The sequence below is a fragment of the Polaromonas sp. P1_E11 genome, from assembly GCF_056405995.1.
Genome location: NZ_JBFUBA010000003.1, coordinates 238,806 through 255,947, shown reverse-complemented (window position 1 = coordinate 255,947; position 17,142 = coordinate 238,806). Strand labels below are relative to the sequence as shown.

The following is a 17,142-nucleotide window of genomic DNA, read 5'->3' as shown; positions in this document are numbered from 1 at the left end:
ATCGTGAATAGAGTTGGATTTATCATTTCTTCGTTGCTGGTGATCCTGGCATTGCTCAGTTCCACGCTTTTTGTGGTGGACCAGCGGCAGTTCGGCGTGGTTTATGCGTTGGGGCAGATCAAGGATGTGGTCACTGAGCCGGGCCTGCATTTCAAGATGCCGCCGCCGTTCCAGAACGTCTCCTACATCGACAAGCGCCTGCTGGTGCTCGACAGCGTCGACGCCGAACCCATGCTGACGGCAGAAAAGCAGCGTGTCGTGATCGACTGGTACGTGCGCTGGCGCATCATTCAGCCCACCGACTACATCCGCAATGTCGGCCTGGACGAAAAAACCGGCGCCAACCAGCTCAACCGCGTGGTGCGCAATGCCTTCCAGGAAGAGATCAACAAACGTACCGTCAAGGACCTGCTTTCGCTCAAGCGCGAAGCGCTGATGGCCGACGTCAAGCGCGAAGTGCTGCAGGCCGTGCAGGGCGCCCAGCCGTGGGGCGTGGACGTGGTCGACGTGCGTATCACGCGCGTCGACTATGTGGAAGCCATCACCGATTCCGTCTACAAGCGCATGGTTGCGGAGCGCCAACGCGTGGCCAATGAACTGCGTTCTACCGGTTTGGCAGAGGGCGAAAAAATCCGCGCCGACGCCGATCGCCAGCGAGAAGTCACCATTGCCAACGCCTACCGCGATGCGCAAAAAGTCAAAGGCGAAGGCGATGCCGAGGCCGCTCGCACCTATGCCGAATCGTTCGGCCGCGACCCGCAGTTCGCCCAGTTCTATCGCAGCCTGGATGCCTACAAAGCCAGCTTCAACAAGAAGAGCGACGTGATGGTGCTTGATCCGTCTTCGGATTTCTTCAAGGCGATGCGCGGCCCAGGCTCCGGCAACGCCGCACCCGCCAAAAAATAAGCCGGCGTGGACGGCAACACGTTCTGGATGGCGCTGGCCCTGATGCTGGTCATCGAGGGCCTGTTGCCTTTCATCTCTCCCGGCGGCTGGCGCCGCATGTTCGAGCAGATTCTCACTCTGGGCAACGGCCAGATCCGCTTCTTCGGCTTGTGCAGCATTGCGGCGGGCCTGATCCTGCTGGCTGTGCTGGCCTGATTTCGCCTCACCCGGCAAACCGGACACCGGCAGGTATTTCCGCCAGAGTGCGTCATTGGGCCTTCAGCGGGCCGAAAACCCGCTTCAAGCCCGGTAAAATGCTGTTTTTAACAGCCCACGAAAATCACAATGCCCGCCTGGTCGTCATCATGGCAATTGCCCGATCAAATTGCCGATGTCCTGCCCTCCGAGGCGCGCCACATCGAAGAGCTGCGCCGTCTGTTCCTCGACACCGCCCGCAGCTATGGCTATGAACTTGTCATGCCGCCGCTGCTCGAGCACCTCGAGTCGCTCCTGACCGGCACCGGCGAGGCGCTTGATCTGCAGACTTTCAAGCTGGTGGACCAACTCTCCGGCCGCACGCTGGGCCTGCGTGCCGACACCACGCCCCAGGTAGCCCGCATTGATGCGCATTTGCTCAACCGCAGCGGTGTTGCCCGCCTTTGTTATTGCGGCCCGGTGCTGCACACCCGTGCCGACCGGCCTCATGCCACCCGTGAACCACTGCAGTTTGGCGCGGAAATCTATGGCCATGCCGGCCTGGAGGCAGACCTGGAAGCCCAGCAGCTGGCGCTTGAAGGCCTCAAGGCGGCCGGCGTCACTGAACTGAGCGTGGACATGGCGGATGTCCGCATCGTCAACAGCCTGCTGGCTGGCGCCACCGTCAACGGCAAAACCCTGGCGCTCATCCATGCCGCGCTGGCGGCCAAGGACGCGAGCGAACTCGGCAGCCTGATTGCCAGCCTCAAGGACGGCATTTCGGCTGCGGCGCGAGAAGGCCTCAAGGCGTTGCTGCAGCTTTATGGCGACGAAAAAGTGCTGGCCGAAGCGGAAAAAATCCTGCCGCCCTCAACGGGCCTGAAAGCAGCGCTGCAAAACCTGAAATGGCTGGCCGCACACACCAGGGGTGAAAAAGGCGATGTCAAGGTCAGTTTTGACCTGGCCGACCTGCGCGGCTACGCCTATTACAGCGGCACCCGCTTTGCCATTTACGGGCAGGGCGCCGAACTGGTGCGCGGCGGCCGCTATGACGAAGTCGGTGCCGTGTTCGGCCGCAACCGGCCTGCAGCGGGCTTCAGCCTTGACCTCAAAGAGCTGGTCAGTGTGCTGCCACCCCGGGCCCTCAAGGCCGCCATCCGTGCGCCATGGGGCGAAGATACCGGCCTGCGTGCCGCCATCGCCCGCCTGCGTGCGGGCGGCGAAACTGTGGCCTGCGTGCTGCCCGGCCACGAACATGAAGTCAACGAGTTTGATTGCGACCGCGAACTGGCAAACACTGCCGGTCAATGGGTGGTCCAGCCCCTTAAAAAAGCCGCTTGAGGGCCTGCGCCCGGCTTTATCCCGAAACCTTAACGAGAATTGAAGATGACAAACAAACAAACCGCAGCCGCGGGCCGTAATGTCGTGGTCGTGGGCACCCAGTGGGGCGACGAAGGCAAGGGCAAGCTGGTCGACTGGCTGACCGAGATGTCCCAAGGCGTGGTGCGCTTCCAGGGCGGCCACAATGCCGGCCACACGCTGGTCATCAATGGTGTGAAAACGGCGCTGCACCTGATCCCCAGCGGCATCATGCGCCCCGGCGTAAAGTGCTATATCGGTAACGGTGTGGTGCTGTCGGCCGCCAAATTGTTCGAAGAAATTGAGGGGCTGGAAAAAGCCGGCGTCGAAGTGCGTTCCCGCCTGCGCGTCAGCGAAGCCTGCCCGCTGATCCTGCCTTTTCACGTCGCGCTGGATGTCGCGCGCGAGGCTTACCGCGAGAAGGGCGGCACGACGAAGATCGGCACCACTGGCCGCGGCATCGGCCCCGCGTATGAAGACAAGATTGCCCGCCGCGCGTTGCGCGTGCAGGACCTCAAGTACCCAGACCGTTTTGCCGCCAAGCTGCGTGAGCTGCTGGACCTGCACAATTTCGTGCTGACCGGCTACCTGCATGCGCCGGCAGTCGACTTCGACACCGTCTACGCCGAAGCCATGCGCCACGCCGAGTTGCTCAAGCCCATGATGGCCGACGTCTCGCGCGAGCTCAACGATGCCAACGAGGCCGGTGCCAACCTGCTGTTTGAAGGCGCGCAAGGCACCTTGCTCGACGTCGATCACGGCACCTATCCCTATGTCACTTCCAGCAACTGTGTGGCCGGCAACGCCGCCGCGGGTGCGGGTGTGGGCCCGGGCATGCTGCATTACATCCTCGGCATCACCAAAGCCTATTGCACGCGCGTGGGCGGCGGGCCTTTCCCGACAGAACTCGATTGGGAAAAGCCCGGCACGGTGGGCTACCACCTCAGCACTGTGGGCGCCGAAAAAGGCGTGACCACAGGGCGCAGCCGCCGCTGTGGCTGGTTTGACGCCGCATTGCTCAAGCGCTCGGCCCAGGTCAACGGCCTCTCGGGTCTGTGCATCACCAAACTGGACGTGCTGGACGGCATCGACGAGCTCAAACTGTGCACCGGCTACGAGCTTGACGGCCACATCACCGACATCCTGCCGATGGGCGCCGAAGAGATCGAGCGCTGCAAGCCGATTTATGAGACCCTGCCGGGCTGGAGCCAGAGCACCGTGGGCGTCACGCAATACGACAAGCTGCCGGCTGCCGCGCAGAAATACCTGCACCGGATCGAGGAAGTCACCGGCGTGCCGATCCACATGATTTCGACCAGCCCGGACCGTGACCACACCATCCTGCTGCGCAATCCGTACGCCGCCTAGCCAGAAAACTTCAGAAAAGTGCGTCTAGCCCAATAGGGACGGGCGCAAGCAGCTATCAAATCAGGAGTAATTCATGTTGACAGAAGACGGCAAGCATCTCTATGTGAGCTACGACGAGTACCACAACCTGATTGAAAAACTGGCCATCAAAATCCACCAGTCCGGCTGGCAGTTCGACACCATTTTGTGCCTGGCTCGCGGCGGCATGCGCCCCGGCGACATCCTGTCACGCATTTTCGACAAACCGCTGGCCATCATGTCCACCAGCTCCTACCGCGCCGACGCCGGCATGACGCAGGGCAACCTCGACATCGCCCGCTTCATCACCACGCCCAAGGGCGAGATCGCGGGCAAGGTGCTGCTGGTCGACGACCTGGCCGATTCGGGCCACACGCTCAACGCCGTGATCCACCAGCTCAAGAACAACTACAAACCCATCACCGAGCTGCGCAGCGCCGTGATCTGGACCAAGGGCGTCTCCACTTTCCAGCCCGACTACTCGGTCGAGTTGCTGCCCACCAATCCGTGGATCCACCAGCCGTTTGAGGGATACGATTCCCTCTCACCAGCGCAGCTGATGGCGAAGTGGAAGATTTAGCGGCGTCGGATACGTCGGTTTGACACTGGTCAGCGCCGCATGATGCAAAGTCTGCCGGTCTTGCCGTCCGCTGACGGACCGCACAACTGGCGATCTCTTCAAACGGGAGCGCCAGCTGGCTTGGCCAGAGGGATCTTCTTCCTGTTAGTGGGCCTATTTTGTGGCGGGTTCATGGCTTTTTTGGGGCGTGAGGCACGCGATTCCTGGCTGTCATTACTTGTCGTCGGCGGTGGTGCATTCACGGTGATGATTGTCCTATGGACGACGCTGTGGACTTTCCGGCATGGCAGCTTCAACTTTGACATCAATCAAAAAACAAAGCGCATTCGCAAGTGGAAAACCTCTCCCTTTCTCAAGAGAGGTTTCGATGAATACGCATACGATGATTTTCATGCGGTTCGATCGGTGCATATATTCGACGGCGACGTTTACTGCGTGGTGGTCGAGCTACTTTTCAAAGCAACGAAACCTGCCCTTGAAGTAGCACGCTTCAATGCGGTAGGACGTATTGCGTCCTACTTGTGGAGAGGCAGTAATACACTGTGTTTGTCAGTCACCGAAAGTCCAAGTGGTGCGGCCTTGCGCCAAGACTTGGCGAAGTCGATGGGCATCACAGACGCAGGCTATTTCGACAAGGAGCAATGAGCTGCTTGCCGATGCTGCCCCGAATGCGGTTTTCAGGTTGCTACGTCACATAGATCCGAAAATCCACGCGTCCTGAGTGGGCTGGATGACCCTCAACGAGGGCATTGAGCGAGACCGGAAAAAACTGCCGTAATATCGCTGCATGAGCGATTCCCCATCCGACATTTCCACCACCCTGATCCACCACCCGTACAAGCCCCCCGCCGGCTTTGACGCCATACCGCCCGGGGTCTACAAAGCCTCTACCATTGCATTCCCGACCGTCGCCGCACTGCGCAGCCGCGACTGGAAGCACAAGACCGGCTATACCTACGGCCTGCACGGTACGCCGACCACCTTCACGCTGGAAGAGCGCATCGCCACCCTGGAAGGCGGCAAATACTGCACGCTGGTGCCCAGCGGCTTGGCGGCGGTGGTGCTGGTTGGCATGGCGCTGCTCAAGGCCGGCGACGAACTGCTGATTCCCGACAACGCCTACGGGCCCAACAAGAGCTTCGCGCAGGGCGAGCTGGCCGCCTGGGGCATCACGCACCGTTTTTACGACGCCATGAACCCCGCAGACCTGGCCGCCAAGCTGGGCCCCAAAACCCGGCTGGTATGGATCGAGGCGCCGGGCTCCATCACGCTGGAGTTTCCCGACATGCCGGCGCTGGTCGCCGCCGTCAAGGCGCACCAGAGTGTGCACTCCGCCGGCATTGTGACTGTGCTCGATAACACCTGGGGCGCCGGCCTGGCTTTCAACGCTTTTGATCTCGGCCTGGACATCTCGGTCCAGGCGCTGACCAAATACCCCAGCGGCGGTGCCGATGTACTGATGGGCTCCGTCGTCACGCGCGACGAGGCGCTGCACCACTTGGTCCATTTTTGCCACATGCGCGTCGGCTACGGCATAGGCGGCAACGATGCTGAACTGGTGCTGCGCGGCCTTAACAGCATGGCCCTGCGCTATGCCGCCCAGGATGCCGCGACGCGGGAGCTGGCCGGCTGGCTGCAAACCCGGCCGCAAATCGCGGCCATGCTGCACCCGGCCTTGCCCGGCTCGCCCGGCCATGAGGTCTGGAAACGCGACTGCACGGGAGCTGCCTGCCTGATGAGTGCTGTTTTCAAGCCGGAGTTCACGCAGGACCGGGTGGACCGCTTTTGTGACAGCCTCAAGCTCTTCAAACTGGGCTACAGCTGGGCGGGCCCCATGAGCCTGTGCGCGCCGTACGACATACCGGCCCTGCGCACCACGCCATGGCCGTACAAGGGGGGGCTGGTGCGCTTTTCGGTGGGCCTGGAGGCCGTAGCGGACCTGCAGGCGGACATCGCGCAGGCGCTGGAAAAAGCCTGATAAAGGCCTGATAAAAGCCGGATCAAAAACTGCATCAAAAGCCAGGTGATGCCGTGACGGCAATGCAGTACAGTAAGGGTTACCTATTCACGAAAGCACGCAGTGGCAACTCCCAATTACTCTTACGAAAAGCGCCAGAAAGAGCTTGCGAAAAAACGCAAAAAAGAAGAAAAGCTCAAGCGCAAGGCAGAGGGCAAGCCGGACGATGCCGCTGACGACGGGACCGATACGCCCGATGCCGACGGTGAGGCGCCCGGTGGCCCCCCACCTGTAGACCCGGCCCCCTGAGCCTCCCCGATTTTTGATGAAAAGAGGCTGCAGCCCTTGAAGGACGAGTGCAAGCAGCTATTGATTTGGTAGCAACCAAACGCTGGCAAAAAACGGCAGGCCATCAAAAACCCGGCAACACCTGTGAAGGTCAGCCGGGTTTGTCGTTTCAGGGGGCGGAATTTTCAGCCTGCAGGGCTTGCGCCAACGCGGCCATGGCCGCAGCGCTGTGGTCCTTCGGCGAAAGTACACGGGCCATGGCATGTCCGGAAAAGTTGCGCTGCATCGACTGCAGGTAACCCGGGTCGTAGTGCTTGACCAGCAGTTCACGCACCACGGAAGCCACGTCGCCGCTGCGGGCGCGTGCCTGCCAGTCCTGCACTGTGGCCTTGCCGCGCGCTTCCGTCAGGGCGCCCAGGCGCTCGCAGAAAAACGCGATGTCCTTCACGAAAAAGTCATAGTCTTCCAGCAGCAGCGCTACGCGTTCATCCTCCGGCAGGTCCAGCTGCAGGCAAGGGCTGGCCCGCATGGCGGTGATCAGGCCTTCCGGCACGGCCACATTGCCGACTTTCTTGCTTTCACTTTCAATGTAGACCGGCTGGGCCGGATCAAAACGTTTCAGCGCAGCCCAGATACTGCTGTCAAACGCCTTCTGGCTGGGCTGCTGCACGCCGGGGATGGCGCCCAGCACCGAGCTGCGATGGTTGGCCAGCGCTTCCAGGTCCAGCACCTGCGCGCCTTCGGCCGCCAGGGCCTGCAGCAGCCGGGTCTTGCCTGAACCCGTGGGGCCACACACCACCCGGTAGTGAAAGCGGCCGGCCAGCTGCGGCAAATCCGCCACCAGCGCGGCGCGAAATGCCTTGTAACCGCCGTCTACCAGCGTCACCTTGAAGCCGATCTGGTCCAGCACCAGCGCCAGCGAGCCGCTGCGCTTGCCGCCGCGCCAGCAGTACAGCAGCGGTTGCCATTCCCGGGGTTTGTCCAGCACATCACGCTGGATGTGCTCGGCAATGTTTTTTGCCACCAGCGCCGCGCCCAGTTTTTTGGCTTCGAACTGGCTGATCTGCTTGTATTTGGTGCCGACGATTTTGCGTTCCTCGTCGTGCAGGCTGGGCCAGTTCACCGCGCCGGGGAGGTGGTCTTCGGCGTATTCACCTTCGCTGCGGGCGTCAATCACCTCGGAATAACTCCCGAGCGTTCCGAGCGCCTCGTCGGCAGAAATGCGGTCCAGGCTCACTTGACCAGTTTCTTCAGTTCGGGCCACACATTGGCGAGCATCTTCGCCTGCGACTGCTCGTTTGGGTGGATCCGGTCAGCCTGGAAGTTGGCCAGCGGGTCGGCCGCATCGGCAATGCCCTTGAGAAAGAAGGGCACCAGGGCCACTTTTTCCGCCTTGGCGACCTTGCCGAACAGCCCTGAAAACGTCGCCGCATAGGCACTGCCGTAGTTGGGCGGTACCTGCATGCCCACCAGCAGCACGCGGGCCCCCGCTTTTTTGGACGCCTGCGTCATCGTGACAAGATTCTTTTCGGTCATGTCCAGCGGTAATCCCCGCAGGGCATCGTTGCCGCCCAGCTCAATCACCACCACCGCAGGCTTGTGCTGTGCCAGCAGCGCCGGCAGGCGGGAACTGCCGCCCGAAGTGGTGTCGCCGCTGATGCTGGCGTTGACGACTTTGGCAGTCTTCTTTTCGCTGGCAAGCTGTTTTTCAAGCAGCGGCACCCAGCCGGTTCCGCGTTTCAGGCCGTATTCGGCGCTAAGCGAGTCACCGACCACCAGAATGGTTTCGCCTTTGGGCGCCGGTGTTTGCGCTATTGCCGCCGGGGTGCCGCCACCCATCACGGCGGCCACAAGCAGCGCCCCGAAAGGTTTTAGCAAACGCTTTGCCGCCGCAAGGGCAAGCTTGGTAAAGTCTGAATTCATATTTCCTGACAAGGCCGACATGTTTGAACCCGTGGTGAGTGGCGTGAATGATGGTTCCAGGGCTACGGCTTCCGTTGTACCCGCACCGTCCCCGACCTCTTCAATTATTTCCGTTGAGCATGTTTTCAAGTCGGTCACCGACTCCACCGGCACATTGGCCATTTTGCGCGATATTGACTTCGCCCTGGCCCCGCGGGAGACCGCTGCCATTGTCGGTGCATCGGGTTCCGGCAAAAGCACCTTGCTGTCCATCATCGCAGGGCTGGACACGCCCACGCAGGGCACGGTCAGGCTGGCGGGGCAGGACATCTTTGCAATCAGCGAAGACGATCGGGCCGCCCTGCGTGCGCAGAAGGTCGGGTTTGTTTTCCAGAGCTTTCAGCTGATGGGCAATTTGACGGCGCTTGAGAACGTCATGCTGCCGCTGGAGCTGTCGGGCGCCAAAAACGCACGCTCGCTGGCCACCGACATGCTCAAGCGTGTCGGCCTGGGGGAGCGGCTGGGCCACTACCCGAAAGTGTTGTCGGGTGGCGAACAGCAGCGTGTGGCGCTGGCCCGTGCTTTTGTGGTGCAGCCGGCGGTGCTGCTGGCTGATGAGCCGACAGGCAGCCTGGACTTTGCCACCGGCGAGACGGTGATGTCGCTGATGTTTGAACTCAATCGTGAACTCGGCACCACCCTGGTACTGGTGACGCATGACCAGGCCATCGCGTCGCGCTGCGAGCGCCGCATCACCATCGATGCGGGACGCGTCAGCCCGGTGTGATTTCGAAGATATCCCGTGCGAAAATCTTAAGGGAAAATGGCCTGAAGGCCTTTTTCATCGGGCGCAAGCAGCTATCAAAAGCATAGCGTATTGCGAGGCTGAAAAAAGCCGCCCTCAGCGCCCGCCGTGCATTTTCTGCGCTACGGCCAGAAATTTCGCGCGGTCATCAGGCCGGTCAATCTGCTGCGCCAAAGCGTGGATCAGGGCCTGAAAGGTAAGCTGCCGGGCTGCTTCCTTGCGTACCAGGGTTTTGGCGAGCGGACCGATATGCTGGCTGAGCGCGCGTTCCAGTTGCGCCTGCAGCTCCGCATTGAAATTTTGCACATTGATGGATGTGGAGGATGCCGAGGTCGTTCCGGATGTCGTTGCCGACGTGGACAGGGGTCGGCTCATGTCGGAGCGCAAGGGGCGGGAAAACGTCGAGGAAATGGGCCGGCTGTAGCTGCTGCTGCCGCTGGTGGACCGCAACGGGCCACTGGCGCCATGCAACCCCGAATTCACCGTCGCGCTGGTGTGGCGCGGCTTCAGGAAGGCTTCGCGGGCCGTCGCATCGGGAATGGAAATGGCCAGCAGGTCGCGCAGCCCCTGTGCGCTGACTGTGCGCGGAATGGCTTTCTTGACCAGCACCTTGGCCAGCGGCCCGATGGCCTTGGCCAGCTCGTTTTCAATTTCCAGCGCGATTTCAGGGGTGAGCGACGCCAGCGCGGCAAACGATGCCGTGTGCTCGAACTCCATGTTGCGGGACATCGGCGCGGCCGGTGCGGCGTTCGGGTCCAGCACCGCGTAAATCTCGTGCGAGCGCAGGTGCTTGTCCATGTGCGGGCCGAGGTAGTCGAAGAGGCTGGCGGCGCTGTCGGTGATGCGTGAAATCACGTCGTAATAGGCACGCGAGACCACGATCTGGTTGGGCCTGGAAAAGTCCATGATGCGCTGGGCCACATTGATGCCGTCGCCCACCACATTGACGCGGTTGTTGATGTCAAACACCATGCGGATCGGCCCCAGGTGCAGGCCCACCCTCAGGGACAGCTTGCGGCCGTACTTTTGTACCAGCAGGTCTCGCAGCAGCAGGGCCGACTGCAGGGCCTCTTCGGGGTCGCCCAGAAAGCAGATCGCCGCGCCGTCGCCGGTGTCGATCATGATGCGCGACGACTCCTTCACGCCGCCGATGGCCTTGGTGATGAGTTCGTTGAACAGGGTCTTCAGTGCCACCTGCTGGTCGACCGAATAGGTGGAGTAGGACACCAGGTCCAGGAACATGATCGTGCCCAGTACATTCTTGCGCAGGTTTTCGGCACTGTTGAGCGGAATGGACTGGGAATTGGCCGCGTAGGCGAGCACGGCGCTTTCGGACAGCAGCTTGCTTGTCTTTGTGGGCGATGTATCGGTTTGCAGTGCGACCGGCGCAGCTGGCGCGGCCGGGGGGATAGCGGCTGTATTGGATCCCGGGTTGGCAGCCCGGATGGTCTGGGTCTTGAGGAAATCCGAGCTGATCAGCGCCTGGCGCAGGGCTCCGACGTCCTGCGGGCGCTGTGTTTCGTTGGGCATCATGGCCCAGTCGATGGCGCGCAGCAAGGGCGCACCGAAGACCACCGCGCTGGCCGTGTCTGCCGCCTTGGGCATGGTGTCCTCGCGCACCCGCGAGGCCGACTCCATCGGCTTGTGGCCCGTCGTCATCCAGTACATCACCGCACCCAGCGAATAGACGTCCGTCCACGGCCCCTGGTGGCCCTTGCTGTGGTACTGCTCGAACGGTGCGAAGCCCGGGCTCACGATGTTGGTCATGTCGTGGTTACCGGTCACGCGCCGCGCGGCGCCGAAGTCCAGCAGCACCGGTGTGCCGTCGGCGCGGATGTAGATGTTGTCCGGCTTGATGTCGCGGTGCAGGAAATTCACCTTGTGCACCGCTTCCAGCCCGTCCATCAACGGGTAGATGATCTTCAGCAGGCCCTGCTGGTCCAGCGCCGGCTGCCTGGCCAGCCAGCGTTTGAGCGGGTCGCCGGACTCGTACTCCATGACGATGTAGGCGGTCCCGTTTTGCTTGAAGTAACGCAGCACCCGCACGATGTTCGGGTGGCGAAAGGACGCCAGCGCCCGCGCTTCGTCGAGGAAGCGCTCCAGCCCCCAATTGAACTGGCCGTTGTTCGCACTGGAGCGCACGTGCACCGACAGGTCCTCCGCGCGCACGGCCAGGTCGCCGGGGAAATATTCCTTGATCGCTACCGGCAGCTGCAGGTTGATGTCCTGCGCCAGGTAGGTGATGCCGAAGCCTCCTCCACCCAGCATCTTGTCGATGCGGTATTCAAAAACGGTTTGCCCCGGCAGAAGCGCAGCCGCGTCCTTGCCTTCGCCGCCTGTGGGACGCACTGGCAGGGCTTGCGTTGTTTCTTCCGGTTCGTCCATTCGGGGGAGTCGATTCCTGGGGTGTGTGGTTATTGTCGTTGTTGAATTCTGCCGGGCATCAGTCGCCGCGGTCGATCATCTGCATGGCTTTTTCGAGGCTGCGCCGCATGCGGTTGAACGCGCCGCCGAGCACGGACATTTCGTCTTTGCCGCGGTCAACGAATTCCGGTACGTCAAAGTCACCGGTGCTCACCTTGTCGGCAGCCTGGGACATGCGGCGGATAGGCCGCACGATGAGCCAGCTCAGCATCAGGTTGAGTACGACAAAAACCACGGCGAAGACAGTAGCCAGCGAGGCCATGAAGGTCTTGAAGGTGCGGTCTGCGTTGCGGATGGGGATGTCCATGGGAACGGTGACAACCTGCGCGCCGATGATTTCGTTGTGTTTCCAGCCGAAGCCGTTGGCCTCGCCATAGACCTTGATCATGCTGGCGGGCGCATTGGCCGGCACGCTGTGGCACTGCAGGCACGCAGCGTTGGTGATCTGGATGGGCTTGGCAATGTACAGCAGGCGGCCCGTGGCGGCGGAACGTTCCGAAATCAGCTCTTTCGATTCGGCATTCTGGCGGAATTGCTGGACGATATCCGCTTCCCAGTCGGTGGCGCGGTCGCGCGGGTTGGTCGGGTTCAGCGTGGCTTCCTTGTAGCCGTAGTCACGGTACTTTTTCTGGATGTGGCTCAGCGTTTCGGTGGCGGCGTAGGCCGGAACGGTCTGGGGCAGGAACACTTCCTCAAGTTGCTTGTCCAGGTGCGGCTTGATCTGCTCGACGGTGTAGGCCCGCACGGAAAGAGCGGTGTCCATCATGAGGCGGGCGTTGCGCAGCACCTCTTCGCGCGCGTTGTCCTGCAGCAGCTGGCGCGAGATGTAGCCGGCTGCGGCAAAGCCGGCCAGAAAAACCACGATCAACACCAAATTGAATTTCAGTCTCAAGCCCATAGCGCCTCCAGGTGCCCTGCAGCCAGCAGAGCGGGATTATTCAGCAGGTACAACAAATTGTTACTATTTTAGTCCTGCCCGGGGGCCATTGTGCCCCGCTCGTCGCACCCGGTACACCGGTAGTAATGCCAATTACGGCCAACAGTGATAATCGCTGCCATGTCTTCTTCTCCCAAAGTGCTTTTTGGCTTCCATGCCGTCGGCGTTCGCATCAAAACAGCGCCGCAATCCGTCCTGGAAGTGTTTTTCGATGTGTCCCGCCGCGATGCGCGCATGCGCCAGTTCACGGACCGGGCCCGGGAGGCGGGTGTGCGGCTGATCGAATCCGACGGTTTGCGCCTGGCAAAGATGTGCGGCAGCCACGGCCACCAGGGCGTTGTGGCCCGGGTCGACGCTCTGGCGCAGGTCAAATCGCTCGACGAATTGCTGGAGCAACTCGAAGAAGCCGGCGTTGCCCAGCCGCTGCTGCTGGTGCTCGACGGCGTGACCGACCCGCACAACCTCGGCGCCTGCCTGCGTGTGGCCGATGGCGCCGGCGCCCATGCGGTGATTGCGCCCAAGGACCATGCGGCCGGCATCAACGCCACCGTGGCCAAAGTGGCCAGTGGCGCCGCCGAAACCATGCCCTATTTCATGGTGACCAACCTGGCCCGCACCCTCGGCGAGCTCAAGGAACGCAACATCTGGTGCATAGGCACCAGCGACGATGCGGAAAAAACAATTTACGACGTGGACCTGAAAGGCCCTGTGGCGTTGGTGCTTGGCGCTGAAGGTGAGGGCATGCGCCAGCTCACGCGCAAGACTTGCGATGAACTGGTCAGCATCCCGATGCACGGCGCGGTGGAAAGCCTGAATGTGTCCGTAGCCAGCGGTGTGTGCCTGTACGAAGCCCTGCGCCAGCGCAGGGCATGACGACGCCGCACCACTTCGACCTGGTCGTCATAGGCGCCAGTTTTGCCGGGCTGGCCTGCGCGCGCGCCGCGGCCAGGGCGGGCCTGCAGGTCGCCATTGTCGAAAAGAAGACTTCTTCCGGCGACAAGCTGCACACCACCGGCATCATCGTCAAAGATGCCATAGACACCATCCCGTGGCTGCAGCAAGTACCCGCAGCGCTGGTGCGGCAGGTGGACGGCGTGAGGCTTTATTCGCCCAACCTTCGCCACGTTGATCTGCACGCGCCCGGTTATTACTTCTGGGCAACCGATACGCCGGCCCTGCTGGACTGGATGTGTGCGTCCGTCCAGGCGGACGGTGTCACCTTGCTGGTCGGCACGCTGTTCGAGCAGGCCGTGCGAGACAGCGGCGGCTGGGCCGTGTCGGTCAAGTCGGTCGCCTCGCAAGAGCCGATGGTGCTGCAGGCGCGCTACCTGGTCGGTGCCGACGGCCCCCATTCGCGTGTGGCCAAGGCTTTGGGCCTGTCGCTCAATACCCAGTTTCTCTTCGGCATCGAGCATGAATACGGCCAGGCCCGGCTGGATGCCAACCTGCTGCACTGCTTCATAGACCGTCAGCTCGCGCCCGGCTACATCGGCTGGGCTGTTGCGGGCGCCGGCATTCACCAGATCGGGCTGGCCAGGCGGATGTCGCCTTCAGGCGCGTCCGTGCCTGCCAAACAGGCATGGATGGGTGCTTTCATGGAAAAAATCGCGCCGCATGTGGATGTTGGCAACGCAAGTCCGCTGGCCACGCGAGCCGGCATGATTCCCTGCGGCGGGGTGCTGAAGCGGGTGTCCGACGCACGCGTCATGCTGGTCGGTGACGCCGCCGGCATGGTGTCGCCCGTGACGGCTGGTGGCATCCACACGGCCCTGCAGCATGGCGATGCGGTGGGCAGCGCGGTGGCTGCCTTTTTGCAGGGTGGGGCGGTCGATGGCAGCGACCCGGCTGATCCAGCGCAAGGGCTGGTGCGGCATTACCCGAAGTTCCGCGCCAAACGTACGCTGCGCTGGCTGTTTGACCGTTTTCAGGCCGACTGGATCTTCAATATGGCCCTGGACACCGAACCCATGCGGCAGGCTGCCCGCATGGTGTACTTTCACCGGCGCGGCAAACCAGAGTAGCCGCCCCGGAACGGGCCGCTAGACCAGCCCGTACCAGCCCAGCAACGCGCCGGCGCCCAGCAGCCACAGCAGATGGATCTTGCTGCGCCAGACAATCACGGCTGTGGTGGCCGCCAGCAACCACACCGGCCAGTCTTTCAGCGAACTGCCGTTGGCGGTGGCCAATATCCAGCTTGTCGCGATCAGCAAGGCCACCACGATGGGCCCCATGCCCTGCTTGAAAGCCCGCACTGCGCGCAGTTCGCGGTTGCGGTGACCCCACTGCGCGGCCAGGTAGGTGAGGGTGGTGCTCGGGATGAGGATGCCCAGCATCGCCAGGAAAACGCCCAGCAGCCCGGTCAGCATGCCGCCTGCGTTCAACCCCACATTCCAGCCCAGCAGCGCAATGAACAACACGTTGGGCCCCGGCGCCGATTGCGCGATAGCGATGGACGCGTTGAACTGCGCGTCGGTCAGCCAGTGCTGCTTGTCGACCAGGAAACGGTGCATGTCGGGTGCGGTAGTGATGGCCCCGCCTATCGACAGCAGCGACAGCGAGAGGTAATGCAGGAAGAGATCAAACCATTCCCGCGCGCCGAAAACGAGATGCAGCGATTCGGTCATGGTGCCAGCCTGCGGTAAGCGAGCACACAGGCCAAGCCGCCCAGCCCGAGCAGCATGTAGGCCAGGGGAAAGCGCAGCAGGGCGATGGCCACAAAACAGGCCACGCCGAACGCGGTGCACAGCTGCAGGCCCAGCACGTTTTTCTTGAGCGCGCCGAACAGCTTCAGGCCGGTCGCGCCGATCAGTCCGGCCGCCACAGCGCCCATGCCGCGCAGTGCGCCGGCCACGCCGGGATGCCCGGCAAACTGGGCATAGACCACCGCCAGCAGCAGCACCAGCACCAGCGGCACGGTCAGCATGCCGGCCAGCGCTGCCAGGGCGCCCTTGAGGCCGAAGTAGCGGCCACCTATCATCAGTGAGATGTTGACTACATTGGGCCCGGGCATGATTTGCGCGACGGCCCAGTCTTCAATGAATTCTTCGCGCGTCATCCAGCGCTTTTTTTCGACCAGCTCGCGTTGCACGACAGCCAGTACACCGCCAAAGCCCTGAAGCGCCAGCAAGGTGAATGAGATGAAAAGATCGGAGAGGGATCGGGGTTTCGGGCGGTCTTCGGCGGGAGGGGTGCTCATGCACCAATTATCGCCGTTTCATCGATGCACCACAGCCTGCACACAGGAGACCAAGGGCCGCTGTTTGCTATTAATAAGATAGCTGCTTGCGCTCGTTGGATATGGGCTGGAGGCAAAAATGGCGTAATTTTTGAGGCTGCGCCCGACATGCCCTGCATGGCGGCTACAGTCGCAGTTCCCAGGTTTCGCCCACCAGGTTTTCTTTCCCAAAGCCATGGTAGGGCTCGCTCCTGGTCAGCTTGAAACCACGCCTGGCGTAAATGGCGCGCGCTGCATCCAGGCAGCTGTTGGTCCAGAGCACCATTTTTTTGTAGCCCTTGCTGCGCGCAAATGCGATGCACTCGTCGGCCAGGCGCCCGCCCAGGCCCAGTCCGCGCGCCTGCGGCGTGAGGATCAACATGCGCAGCTGGGCCACGGTGGCTGATTTACGCGCCACAAACACCGCGCCCGCCCGCTCGCCGTCGACTTCGGCTATCCAGCACTTCTCCCACTCCGGCTGGTGGTTCTTGAGGTACTTGCCGGCAATATCGGCCACCAGTGCCTCGAATTCGCTGTTCCAGCCGTATTCACGCGCATAAATTTCACCGTGTTGCTGCACCACCCAGCCGATGTCGCCTGGCCCGGGGTCGCGCAACAGCACCGTACGTGTCGCGGCGGACTCCTTGCCGTTGGCCAGCAGCCGTTGTACGGTGGTCATGGCTGTCACCACCTTTTGCTGGTGGTCTGGCGCCAGCGCGGCCAGCAGGGCTGCGGCTTCGTCGCGGGAGCGCTGCTGCAGCGGCGCAAATGCGGCGTGGCCGGCCTCGGTCAGCTTTAGCAGGCTTTGCCGCGCGTCCGCCGGCGAAGACGCGCGCGCCAGCCAGCCTTGGCTTTCGAAGCGGCGCAGGATGCGGCTCAGGTAACCGGCGTCCAGCGCCAGTTCGCGCCCCAGCTCCGTGGCCGTGGGCTGGTCGCGGTGGGCCAGCTCATACAACACCCGTACTTCCGTCAGCGAAAACTCGCTGTCCAGGTAAGGGTCCAGCACGCCGATGCGCTGGGTGTAGAAGCGGTTAAAGCTTCGCACGGCCTTGACGTGGGCCGTAGCGGCGGCCGCAACGGGTGCTCCAGCTTGTGGCGGGGAAGGGGTGTTTGAGGCGGTGGTATTGATTGACGAGGCCATGCTGGACATCGTCAATCAGTTGGTTGACAAAGTCAAGTATATGGTCTCTTCCGGTAACGCCCCTGGTTC

The 17,142-nt window shown here is 62.3% G+C and carries 18 protein-coding genes; 11 read left to right on the top strand and 7 right to left on the bottom strand.

What is annotated here, in order from left to right:
• Window positions 1–3 precede the first annotated feature (3 nt).
• The 8 genes from hflC to AC1D11_RS14990 all read left to right on the top strand — a co-directional run bounded on the left by hflC (window position 4) and on the right by AC1D11_RS14990 (window position 6,671).
• Window positions 4–906, top strand: a complete 903-nt coding sequence (gene hflC / locus AC1D11_RS15025) for a protease modulator HflC (RefSeq protein ID WP_457280677.1) — start codon at window positions 4–6, stop codon at window positions 904–906.
• Window positions 907–912: 6 nt separating this feature from the next.
• Window positions 913–1,101 carry a DUF2065 domain-containing protein gene (locus AC1D11_RS15020; RefSeq protein ID WP_457280678.1) on the top strand — a complete coding sequence of 63 codons (189 nt, stop codon included), beginning with the start codon at window positions 913–915 and terminating at the stop codon, window positions 1,099–1,101.
• Window positions 1,102–1,230: 129 nt separating this feature from the next.
• A complete protein-coding gene (locus AC1D11_RS15015) occupies window positions 1,231–2,421 on the top strand; it encodes an ATP phosphoribosyltransferase regulatory subunit (RefSeq protein ID WP_477649225.1) in 1,191 nt (396 codons plus the stop codon).
• 45 nt (window positions 2,422–2,466) lie between these two features.
• On the top strand, window positions 2,467–3,807 hold the full coding sequence (locus tag AC1D11_RS15010) for an adenylosuccinate synthase (RefSeq protein ID WP_457280680.1): 1,341 nt from the start codon (window positions 2,467–2,469) through the stop codon (window positions 3,805–3,807).
• 73 nt (window positions 3,808–3,880) lie between these two features.
• Window positions 3,881–4,405: a phosphoribosyltransferase gene (locus AC1D11_RS15005; RefSeq protein ID WP_411877599.1), complete on the top strand. Its 525-nt coding sequence runs from the start codon at window positions 3,881–3,883 to the stop codon at window positions 4,403–4,405.
• Between the two features lie 39 nt (window positions 4,406–4,444).
• Window positions 4,445–5,050 (top strand): hypothetical protein, encoded by a 606-nt coding sequence (locus AC1D11_RS15000; protein ID WP_477649224.1) that lies wholly within the window; start codon window positions 4,445–4,447, stop codon window positions 5,048–5,050.
• 142 nt (window positions 5,051–5,192) lie between these two features.
• Entirely contained in the window at window positions 5,193–6,383 is a 1,191-nt protein-coding gene (locus tag AC1D11_RS14995; protein WP_477651143.1) for a PLP-dependent transferase, read from the top strand.
• 102 nt (window positions 6,384–6,485) lie between these two features.
• Window positions 6,486–6,671, top strand: coding sequence for a hypothetical protein (locus tag AC1D11_RS14990; protein WP_477649222.1), 186 nt, complete (start codon window positions 6,486–6,488; stop codon window positions 6,669–6,671).
• Between the two features lie 148 nt (window positions 6,672–6,819).
• On the opposite strand, the gene mnmH is transcribed toward AC1D11_RS14990, so the two are convergent.
• Window positions 6,820–7,887: a tRNA 2-selenouridine(34) synthase MnmH gene (gene mnmH / locus AC1D11_RS14985; RefSeq protein ID WP_477649221.1), complete on the bottom strand. Its 1,068-nt coding sequence runs from the start codon at window positions 7,885–7,887 to the stop codon at window positions 6,820–6,822.
• Window positions 7,884–8,489, bottom strand: coding sequence for an arylesterase (locus AC1D11_RS14980; protein WP_477649238.1), 606 nt, complete (start codon window positions 8,487–8,489; stop codon window positions 7,884–7,886). The genes mnmH and AC1D11_RS14980 overlap by 4 nt, the downstream gene beginning before the upstream one ends.
• A 103-nt stretch (window positions 8,490–8,592) precedes the next feature.
• Between AC1D11_RS14980 and AC1D11_RS14975 the strand changes: the two genes are divergently transcribed.
• The gene (locus AC1D11_RS14975; RefSeq protein ID WP_477649220.1) at window positions 8,593–9,339 is read left to right on the top strand and encodes an ABC transporter ATP-binding protein; all 747 of its coding nucleotides are present in this window, start codon (window positions 8,593–8,595) and stop codon (window positions 9,337–9,339) included.
• A 114-nt stretch (window positions 9,340–9,453) separates the two neighbouring features.
• On the opposite strand, the gene AC1D11_RS14970 is transcribed toward AC1D11_RS14975, so the two are convergent.
• Both AC1D11_RS14970 and AC1D11_RS14965 read right to left on the bottom strand, forming a co-directional pair.
• Window positions 9,454–11,742, bottom strand: a complete 2,289-nt coding sequence (locus tag AC1D11_RS14970) for a protein kinase domain-containing protein (protein WP_477649219.1) — start codon at window positions 11,740–11,742, stop codon at window positions 9,454–9,456.
• A gap of 58 nt (window positions 11,743–11,800) precedes the next feature.
• The gene (locus AC1D11_RS14965) at window positions 11,801–12,679 is read right to left on the bottom strand and encodes a c-type heme family protein (RefSeq protein ID WP_477649217.1); all 879 of its coding nucleotides are present in this window, start codon (window positions 12,677–12,679) and stop codon (window positions 11,801–11,803) included.
• Between the two features lie 159 nt (window positions 12,680–12,838).
• On the opposite strand from AC1D11_RS14965, the gene rlmB reads away from it, so the two are divergent.
• Together rlmB and AC1D11_RS14955 are read left to right on the top strand one after the other, a co-directional pair.
• Window positions 12,839–13,591 carry a 23S rRNA (guanosine(2251)-2'-O)-methyltransferase RlmB gene (gene rlmB, locus AC1D11_RS14960; protein ID WP_477649216.1) on the top strand — a complete coding sequence of 251 codons (753 nt, stop codon included), beginning with the start codon at window positions 12,839–12,841 and terminating at the stop codon, window positions 13,589–13,591.
• Window positions 13,588–14,739, top strand: coding sequence for an NAD(P)/FAD-dependent oxidoreductase (locus AC1D11_RS14955; RefSeq protein ID WP_477649215.1), 1,152 nt, complete (start codon window positions 13,588–13,590; stop codon window positions 14,737–14,739). The genes rlmB and AC1D11_RS14955 overlap by 4 nt, the downstream gene beginning before the upstream one ends.
• An 18-nt stretch (window positions 14,740–14,757) precedes the next feature.
• On the opposite strand, the gene AC1D11_RS14950 is transcribed toward AC1D11_RS14955, so the two are convergent.
• The 3 genes from AC1D11_RS14950 to AC1D11_RS14940 all read right to left on the bottom strand — a co-directional run bounded on the left by AC1D11_RS14950 (window position 14,758) and on the right by AC1D11_RS14940 (window position 17,073).
• A complete protein-coding gene (locus AC1D11_RS14950) occupies window positions 14,758–15,342 on the bottom strand; it encodes a chromate transporter (protein WP_477649214.1) in 585 nt (194 codons plus the stop codon).
• Entirely contained in the window at window positions 15,339–15,914 is a 576-nt protein-coding gene (locus AC1D11_RS14945) for a chromate transporter (RefSeq protein ID WP_477649213.1), read from the bottom strand. The genes AC1D11_RS14950 and AC1D11_RS14945 overlap by 4 nt, the downstream gene beginning before the upstream one ends.
• 163 nt (window positions 15,915–16,077) lie before the next feature.
• Window positions 16,078–17,073: a bifunctional helix-turn-helix transcriptional regulator/GNAT family N-acetyltransferase gene (locus AC1D11_RS14940; protein WP_477649212.1), complete on the bottom strand. Its 996-nt coding sequence runs from the start codon at window positions 17,071–17,073 to the stop codon at window positions 16,078–16,080.
• Window positions 17,074–17,142: the final 69 nt, after the last annotated feature.